7 protein-coding genes are annotated in these 9002 nt (G+C 62.7%); all 7 read left to right on the plus strand.

The features are described from left to right. The first annotated feature begins 15 nt into the window (after positions 1-15). The 7 genes from NKH37_RS24470 (at position 16) to tsaE (ending at position 8976) form a co-directional block, all read left to right on the plus strand. Complete coding sequence (locus NKH37_RS24470; protein WP_352484482.1) at positions 16-1800, plus strand: sensor histidine kinase; 1785 nt, start codon at positions 16-18, stop codon at positions 1798-1800. A gap of 31 nt (positions 1801-1831) precedes the next feature. Further along, on the plus strand, positions 1832-2278 hold the full coding sequence (locus NKH37_RS24475) for an HPr kinase/phosphorylase (RefSeq protein WP_023718279.1): 447 nt from the start codon (positions 1832-1834) through the stop codon (positions 2276-2278). 164 nt (positions 2279-2442) lie between these two features. Then, on the plus strand, positions 2443-2844 hold the full coding sequence (locus tag NKH37_RS24480) for a PTS sugar transporter subunit IIA (protein WP_023718280.1): 402 nt from the start codon (positions 2443-2445) through the stop codon (positions 2842-2844). Continuing rightward, positions 2841-3137, plus strand: a complete 297-nt coding sequence (locus NKH37_RS24485) for an HPr family phosphocarrier protein (protein ID WP_023718281.1) — start codon at positions 2841-2843, stop codon at positions 3135-3137. The genes NKH37_RS24480 and NKH37_RS24485 overlap by 4 nt, the downstream gene beginning before the upstream one ends. A 168-nt stretch (positions 3138-3305) precedes the next feature. Continuing rightward, the gene (ahcY, locus tag NKH37_RS24490; protein ID WP_352495247.1) at positions 3306-4706 is read left to right on the plus strand and encodes an adenosylhomocysteinase; all 1401 of its coding nucleotides are present in this window, start codon (positions 3306-3308) and stop codon (positions 4704-4706) included. Positions 4707-4894: 188 nt separating this feature from the next. Next, entirely contained in the window at positions 4895-7456 is a 2562-nt protein-coding gene (locus NKH37_RS24495) for a sensor histidine kinase (protein ID WP_352484479.1), read from the plus strand. Positions 7457-7464: 8 nt separating this feature from the next. Continuing rightward, complete coding sequence (gene tsaE / locus NKH37_RS24500; protein ID WP_353005978.1) at positions 7465-8976, plus strand: tRNA (adenosine(37)-N6)-threonylcarbamoyltransferase complex ATPase subunit type 1 TsaE; 1512 nt, start codon at positions 7465-7467, stop codon at positions 8974-8976. The last annotated feature ends 26 nt before the right edge of the window (positions 8977-9002 follow it).

The raw sequence follows: 9002 nt of genomic DNA on the forward strand, positions 1-9002 counted from the left end.
GGGAGCTGCTATTCGATGGCAGTGGAAGTAGAGCGAGTGAGACGATCGGGCGCCGCCAGGCGCCCGCCGCGGATTCTGCCCGCCTTCGTGTCGAAAATCACGGTGCCGATGCGCCGGTTTCTCGGCCATCACATCTTTTCCAGCCTGACGCGGCGTATTCTCTTTCTCAATCTTGCCGGCCTGGCCGTCCTGGTCACCGGCATTCTCTACCTCAACACCTTTCGAGACGGGCTGATCGACGCCCGTGTCGAGAGCCTGATGACCCAGGGCGAGATCATTGCCGGCGCGATTGCTGCATCGGCGACGGTCGAGACCGATTCGATCAGCATCGATCCGGAAAAGCTGCTTGAGTTGCAGGCTGGCGAAAGCCTCGGCCCGGGCTCCGATCAGCTCGACAATCTCGATTTCCCGATCAATCCGGAGCGCGTGGCGCCGGTGCTCAGGCGGTTGATCTCGCCGACGCGCACGCGCGCCCGCATTTACGACCGCGACGCCAACCTGCTGCTCGATTCCCGCCATCTCTATTCGCGCGGTCAGATCCTTCGCTACGATCTGCCGCCGGTCGAAGAGGAGCAGCCGGATCTTCTGGAGCGCATCCAGAAATTCGTCTTCGATTTCTTCCGCAATAAGCAGCTGCCCGTCTATCGCGAGCAGCCGGGCGGCAACGGTGCTGCGTTTCCCGAAGTGGTCAAGGCGCTTACCGGCAGTCCGTCGACGATCGTGCGGATCTCGGAGCAGGGCGAGCAGATCGTTTCCGTGGCGGTGCCGATCCAGCGCTTCCGTGCCGTTCTCGGCGTACTGATGCTGTCGACCGAAGGTGGCGACATCGACAAGATCGTCGCGGCCGAGCGCAAGGCGATCCTGCGCGTGTTCGGCATCGCCGCGCTGGTTACCGCTATCCTGTCGATGCTGCTGGCCTCCACCATCGCCAACCCGCTGCGCCGGCTTTCCGCGGCGGCGGTCAGGGTTCGCCGCGGTGTCAAGAACCGCGAGGAAATTCCCGACTTCTCCGACCGCCAGGACGAGATCGGCAATTTGTCGATCGCCGTGCGCGACATGACCAATGCGCTCTACGCCCGCATTGAGGCGATCGAAAGTTTTGCCGCGGATGTCTCGCATGAATTGAAGAACCCACTCACCTCGCTGCGCAGCGCGGTGGAGACATTGCCGCTGGCCAAGAACGACAATTCGCGCAGCCGGCTGATGGATATCATCCAGCACGATGTGAGGCGCCTGGACCGCCTGATCACCGATATTTCCGATGCCTCCCGTCTCGATGCCGAACTGGCGCGGGAAGACGCGGGAACTGTCGACCTGAAGAAGTTCATCACCGATCTGGTCGCCGTCTCGCGCGAGGCCACACGCAACAAGAAGGCGGTCGAGATCGAATTCAAGGTCGCCAAACTGCCGCAGGGCGTGAAAGGCTACTTCGTCGTCGGCCATGATCTAAGGATCGGCCAGGTGATCACCAACCTGATCGAGAATGCCCGCTCGTTCGTTCCCGAAGAACGTGGCCACATCACCATATCGCTGGCGCGCGCCGGCAAGTTCAACATCGTCACCGTCGACGACAATGGCCCCGGCATCCGGGCCGACAACATCGATCGCATTTTCGAGCGGTTCTATACCGACCGGCCGGCCGGCGAGGCGTTCGGCCAGAACTCGGGCCTTGGCCTGTCGATATCCCGGCAGATCGTCGAAGCCCATGGCGGCACGTTGAGCGCCGAGAACATCCCGGGCACCAAGCCTGGCGAGATCAAGGGCGCCCGCTTCGTGGTGACGCTGCCGGCCGAAGGCTGACGGATGAATTCCAATCACGCCTGGTCCTATTGTGCAGCCTGAAAACATTCACGGCACCGCCATCCTGATAGGTGATTGCGGCATTCTCATCACCGGACCGTCCGGCTTGGGCAAAACGACGCTGGCGCTCGCCTTGATCGATCATTGCAGCCAGCGCGGGCTGTTTTCGCGGCTGATCGGCGATGACCAGCTCTATGCTGCCGATTGCGAGGGGCGGCTGGTCTGCCGCGCACCAGTCAGCATAGCCGGCCTCGTCGAGGTGCCGGGATTCGGCCCCAAGCCGATACCATTCGAGCCAAGCTGCGTGATCGACCTCATTATCCGGCTGGTGCCAGCCGGCAAAATGGCCCGCTTCCAGGAAGACTGCAGCGAACTCGTTTTCGGCGTACCAGTGCCGCGCATCGATCTTGCCGGGCGCAATGTCGCGGCGGCCTTGCCGGCAGTGATGTCGCGCCTGTCGATTGCGCCTTTCCTTTGATCCGATTTGGATTTTTTGCTGCAATGCGTCAAATTGGTCTGGGCCGGCGCAATTTTGGGCTTGTCAACGGGCCTTGCGTCGACAAGATAGCGCTCCCGCCACCTGGAACGGTCGGCGAGCATAAAATGCGCCTGTGAAGCGGCGATGACGGGAGCCACCAAAGAATGATCGGACTCGTGCTTGTAACGCACGGTCAACTGGCCGCCGAGTTCCGCAATGCCGTGGAACATGTCGTTGGGCCACAAGACAATTTCGAGACCGTGGCGATCGGTGCCGACGACGATATGGAACAACGCCGCCGCGACATTATCGACGCAGTCGGCCGCGTCGATACCGGATCAGGCGTCATCGTTTTGACCGACATGTTCGGCGGCACGCCCTCCAACCTCGCCATTTCCGTGATGGAATCCGGCCGCATCGAGGTCATTGCCGGCATGAACCTGCCGATGCTGATCAAGCTGTCCAGCGTTCGCAAAGGCGACAACATGGCGGCCGCGCTGGATGAGGCGCAGGCTGCCGGCCGCAAATACATCAACGTCGCCAGTCAGCTCCTGAGCAGCAAATGAGCGCGCTGTTGCCGGAAAAGGACAAGATCGTTCGCGACTTTCCGATCGTCAACCAGCGCGGCCTGCACGCGCGCGCCTCGGCCAAGTTCGTTCAAATTGCCAGCGGCTTCAATGCCACGGTCCAGGTCGAGAAGGACGGCGTCAAGGTCGGCGGCACCTCGATCATGGGCCTGATGATGCTGGCGGCGAGCCCCGGCTATTCGATCCGCGTCACCGCCAGCGGCCCGCAGGCCGAAGAGGTCATCGATGCGCTGGAGCAACTGGTTGCTTCCCGTTTTGGCGAGGAATGCTGACGGCGCTCTCTCGTGTTGGTTGCCGCTGAAGACATGCACGGATAAAGATTTCTTTATATCCCATTGTCGTCCGACTCCCGATCTGCTAGTCAGGCCGGCAACTCGCGCCCTCCCACACGCCTTCGGGGCGGGGCGCGTCCCGCAATCAATTCGCATCGGAGCACTGCCATGACGGGTAGCAAGGATTATGTGGTCGCCGACATCGCGCTTGCCGGCTGGGGCCGCAAGGAGATCGAGATCGCCGAAACCGAAATGCCGGGCCTGATGGCCTGCCGCGAGGAATTCGGCGACAAGAAGCCGCTCAGGGGCGCGCGCATCACCGGCTCGCTGCACATGACCATCCAGACCGCGGTGCTGATCGAAACGCTTAAGGCGCTCGGCGCCGATATCCGCTGGGCTTCCTGCAACATCTTCTCGACCCAGGACCACGCTGCCGCGGCCATTGCCGAGGCCGGAATTCCGGTGTTTGCCGTCAAGGGCGAGACGCTGGAGGATTATTGGGTCTACACCGACAAGATCTTCCAGTGGGCCGATGGCGGCACCTCCAACATGATCCTCGACGACGGTGGCGATGCCACCATGTACATCCTGATCGGCGCCCGCGCCGAGGCCGGCGAGGATGTGCTGTCCAATCCGGGCAGCGAAGAGGAAGAGATCCTGTTTGCCCAGATCAAGAAACGCATGCAGGCATCGCCCGGCTTCTTCACCAAGCAGAAGGAAGCGATCCGCGGCGTCACCGAAGAGACGACGACCGGCGTCAACCGGCTCTATCAGTTGCAGAAAAAAGGCCTGCTGCCGTTCCCGGCGATCAACGTCAATGATTCCGTCACCAAGTCGAAATTCGACAACAAATATGGCTGCAAGGAATCGCTTGTCGACGGCATTCGCCGCGGCACCGACACGATGATGGCCGGCAAGGTCGCGGTCGTCTGCGGCTATGGCGACGTCGGCAAGGGCTCGTCGGCTTCGCTCAAGGGTGCCGGTGCCCGCGTCAAGGTCACCGAGGTCGATCCGATCTGCGCGCTGCAGGCAGCGATGGACGGTTTCGAGGTGGTCACGCTCGAAGACGCGGCACCGACGGCAGACATCGTCATCACCACCACCGGCAACAAGGACGTCGTTACCCTCGACCACATGCGCCTGATGAAGGACATGGTGATCGTCGGCAACATCGGTCACTTCGACAACGAGATCCAGGTGGCGTCGCTGCGCAACCTGAAATGGACCAACATCAAGCCGCAGGTCGATATGATCACCTTCCCGGACGGCAAGCGGATGATCCTTTTGTCGGAAGGCCGTCTGCTCAACCTCGGCAACGCCACCGGCCACCCGAGCTTCGTCATGTCGGCGTCCTTCACCAACCAGGTGTTGGCCCAGATCGAGCTGTACACCAAGCCCGGTCAGTACGAGAACCAGGTCTATGTCCTGCCGAAGCATCTCGACGAAAAGGTCGCGCGCCTGCATCTCGATAAGCTCGGTGCCCGCCTGACCGAACTGTCCGGCGAACAGGCCGCCTATATCGGCGTCACCCCGCAGGGACCGTTCAAGCCGGAACACTACCGCTATTAACCACGGCGAAACTTGCCACTAGATATTGAAGCCGGGCGATTGACTTTTCGCCCGGCTTTATTTTTGCGCTGATTGATTCTTCACGCCGATTCGCGCAAGCGCTATGGTGCTGATTCGCGGTCCGGGGACGAGGCCCGGGCGCACGCATCAGGGCGGTCTTGCATTCAGGCGGCGAAGAGGACCAAGACATGCCGGGGGATAACCCGCCTTGCGCGGGACAGGCCGTTTCCGGCGGCCATAACGATTCGATCACGGGCTCCGCTGCCAGAGGCGGCAGCCTTTTATGCCGTGCCGGCAGCCGTGTCGGGGTGCTGCTTGCTTCTTCCGCGCTGGTTGGTCCGCTGCTTGGCTTTGCCGCACATGCCCAAACCCGCGTGGCGCAAAAGGCCGGGCTGTCGGTCAGCACGGTCGAGGTCATGCAACTCGCCATGTTTGTCGGCGTCATGGGGGCGGCATTGCTGTCGGCCATCTTTCTGATCCGCGAAAGGGCGCGCACCGCGGCGGAAAATGCCGAGCTCAGGACCCGCATCGCCGACGTCAATGCCGCGCTGCAGCGCTCCGAGGCGCTGCTCCATTCCCGCGACCAGCGCGTGGTCGTATGGGCCGCCGAAAACAAGAAACCCGAGCTTGTCGGAACATTGCCGATCGAGAGCGGCGCGCCGGAGGACCGGGCGGCCTTCCTGGCTTTCGGCCGCTGGCTGATGCCGCGTTCGGCGGCCGCGTTGGAACATGCCGTGGCGGCGCTGCGGGACAAGGCAAAGCCCTTCGATCTGGTCATCGAATCGCAGGCCGGCCAGCCGCTCGAGGTTCACGGCCGCAAGAGTGCGGCGCATGTATTGGTTCGCTTCGTCTCGCTTTCGGAGACACAGCGAAGCCAGGCCAGGCTGAAGATCGAGAACCAGCGCTTGGCCGCCGACCATGAGACGCTGATCGGACTTCTCGATGCGCTCAAGATGCCGTCATGGCTACGCACCGTCGACGGGCGGCTGAAATGGGTCAACCGGGCCTATGCCGAAGCGGTCGAGGCCGAGAATGCCGAATCGGCGGTTCGTGACAGCAAGGAATTCCTCGGCGGCCAGGCGCGCGACACGATTGCTGCGCAGCACAAGTCGCACCCCGTCTTCGAACAGACGCTCTCCACTGTGATCGAAGGCGACCGCCGTATGTTTGCCGTGACCGACTTTGCCGGGGCGGATGGTTCGGCTGGTCTTGCCTGCGACATCAGCGCCATCGAGGCCATTCGCGCCGAGTATGAGCGGACCGTGCAGAGCCACGCCGATACGCTCGATCAGCTCAACACTGCCGTGGCGATTTTCGATACCGACGAGAAATTGCGGTTTTTCAATCAGGCGTTCCAGAAACTATGGGGCCTCGACAGCGGCTTCCTGCACAGCGCGCCGGACAACGCCTTGCTGCTCGACCGCCTGCGCAGCGAAGGCAAGATTGCCGAGCAGCCCGAATGGCGGCGCTGGAAAGAGAGCTTGCTCGGCGCTTATCGCGCGGTTGAATCGCAGGAGCATTGGTGGCATCTGCCGGACGGCAAGACCATTCGCGTCGTCGCCAACCCGCAGCCCAAGGGCGGCGTCACCTGGGTGTTCGAGAACCTGACCGAGAAGATGGACCTTGAAAGCCGCTACCAGACCGCCGTCCGGGTTCAGGGCGAGACGCTCGACAACCTTGCCGAAGGCGTCGCTGTATTCGGTCCCGACGGCAGGCTGAGATTGTCCAACCCGGCCTTCGCAGCACTGTGGGGGCTGGATGCCGATGCCTCAAAACCCAACGTCCATGTCTCGACGATCCGCGACCTTTGCGACCGCCGTGCCGTCGACAGTCCGTGGGGCGGGTTCGTTGCCGCCATCACCGGCTTCGACGACGAGCGCCGCGACCGCCACGGCCAGACCGAATTGAACAACGGCACCGTTTTGCGCTACGCCGTCATCCCCTTGCCCAACGGCCAGGTGATGATGACCTTCGTCGACGTTACCGACAGCGTCAATGTCGAGCGGGCGCTGAAGGACAAGAATGAGGCGCTGCAAAAGTCCGACCAGATCAAGAACGAATTCGTGCAGCACGTCTCCTATGAGCTGCGCTCGCCACTCACCAACATCATCGGCTTTACCGAGCTTCTTTCACTGCCGTCGACTGGTCCGTTGAACCAGAAGCAACGCGAATATATCGGGCATGTCGGCTCGTCCTCCTCGGTCCTGCTCACCATCGTCAACGACATCCTCGATCTGGCGACGGTGGATGCCGGCATCATGGAACTCGACATTTCCGAAGTTCACATCGATCGAACCATTACAGCCGCCGCCGAACTGGTCGCCGACCGACTGGAGGAACATGCGATCAAGCTTAGGATCGACGCAGCGGCCGCGCCGAAAACCTTCCACGGCGACGAAATCCGGGTCCGCCAGATCCTCTACAATCTGCTCAGCAATGCCGCCAATTACGCGCCGGAGGCGAGCACCATAACGCTCGCCTGCCGCCAACTTGCCGACGGCGTGGAATTTTCCGTTCACGATGACGGCCCTGGCATGCCGCCGGACCTGCTTGACTCGGTGTTCCGGCGCTTCGAGCCGCGCACCAATGGCGGCCGCCGCCGCGGCGCCGGGCTCGGCCTGTCGATCGTCAAGAGCTTTGTCGAACTGCATGGCGGCAGCGTCCGCATCGAGACCGGCAGGGACAAGGGCACTACGGTTGTTTGCGCCTTTCCCGACACGCCGTCCGGCATCCGCGCGGCGGCCGAGTAGCGCGTTCGATGGCGGTATTGGTGCTGGAGCGTTTTCTCGCCGACGAGGCTGCGACGGCAAGGCTTGGTGAGGACCTCGCCATGTCGCTGCGCATTGGCGACGTGCTCGCTCTCAAGGGCGATCTCGGCGCCGGCAAGTCGACCTTGGCGCGGGCGCTGGTCAAGGCACTGGCCGACGATGCCGGCCTCGACGTGCCGAGCCCGACCTTTACGCTGGTCCAGAGTTACGACACGCGTGTGCCGGTCCATCATTTCGATCTCTACCGCTTGGGCGCGGCATCCGAGTTGGACGAGCTGGGTTTCGACGAGGCGCTGACGCAAGGGGCCGCACTGGTCGAATGGCCGGAACGGGCAGAGGCATATTTGCCGAAAACCTCGGTGCTGGTCGAATTTCTCCAGCAGGGCGACGGCCGATTGGCGAGACTATCGGGAGGGGGCGCCGCCTTCGAGCGCGCGGCGCGATCGCTGGCCATGCGCGATTTTCTCGGCCAGGCCGGTTGGGGCGAAGCGCAGCGGCGATATTTCATCGGTGATGCCTCGGCTCGCTCCTACGAGATCGTCACGCTCGCCGGATTTCCGCCGCGCGTGCTGATGAACTCGCCAAGGCTGGTGCTCGGACCGCCAGTCCGCCACGGCAAACCCTATGCCGAGATCGCCCACACCGCGCAATCCGTTTCGGCGTTCGTCGCCATTGACCGTGCCTTGCGGGCCGGCGGCGTCAGCGTCCCGGAAATCCATGCCCAGGATCTCGACCAGGGTTTTCTGCTGCTGGAGCATCTCGGGTCCCAAGGGTTCCTGGACAAGCGCGGCCAGCCGGTGGCCGAGCGCTACGCGGCGGCGGCCGAACTGCTTGCCATGATGCACGGCAAAACATGGCCGGCCAGCATGCAGGCCGGCCCCGGCGTCTTCCACGAGGTGCCGCCTTTCGATCGCGACGCCATGATGATCGAGGCCGAATTGCTGGTCGACTGGTATGTCCCTGCGATATCAGGCGCTCCGCCAAGCGAGGCGTTGCGCGCCGGTTATCGCAGCGAATGGAATGCGGTGCTCGATCGGCTCGAGGGGCGCGAATACACGCTAATGCTGCGCGACTTCCATTCGCCCAACCTGATCTGGCGCGGTGACCGTTCCGGTCACGATCGTCTCGGCGTCGTCGATGTCCAGGATGCGCTCATCGGTCCGTCAGCCTACGACGTCGCCTCGCTCGCCATGGACGCGCGCGTCACCATTTCACCTGAAATCGAAAAGCACACGCTCGCCGCCTATATCGCCGCGCGACGCGACGCCGGCGCCTTCGACGAAGACGAATTCCGCGAAACCTATGCAATCATGGCCGCACAGCGCAATTCCAAGATCCTCGGCATTTTCGTGCGGCTCGAAAAACGCGACAGCAAGCCTTATTATCTGAAGCATCTGCCGCGCATCCGCGATTATCTTCGCCGGGCGCTGGCGCATCCGGCGCTGGCCGGGCTGCAGGATTTCTACATCGCCCACGGCTTGCTGGAGGAACGCTCGATTTGAAGGCTAAGGATTTGGGCCTGAAAGCG

It is taken from the genome of Mesorhizobium sp. M1217, assembly GCF_040318275.1.
Taxonomy (GTDB): Bacteria; Pseudomonadota; Alphaproteobacteria; order Rhizobiales; family Rhizobiaceae; genus Mesorhizobium.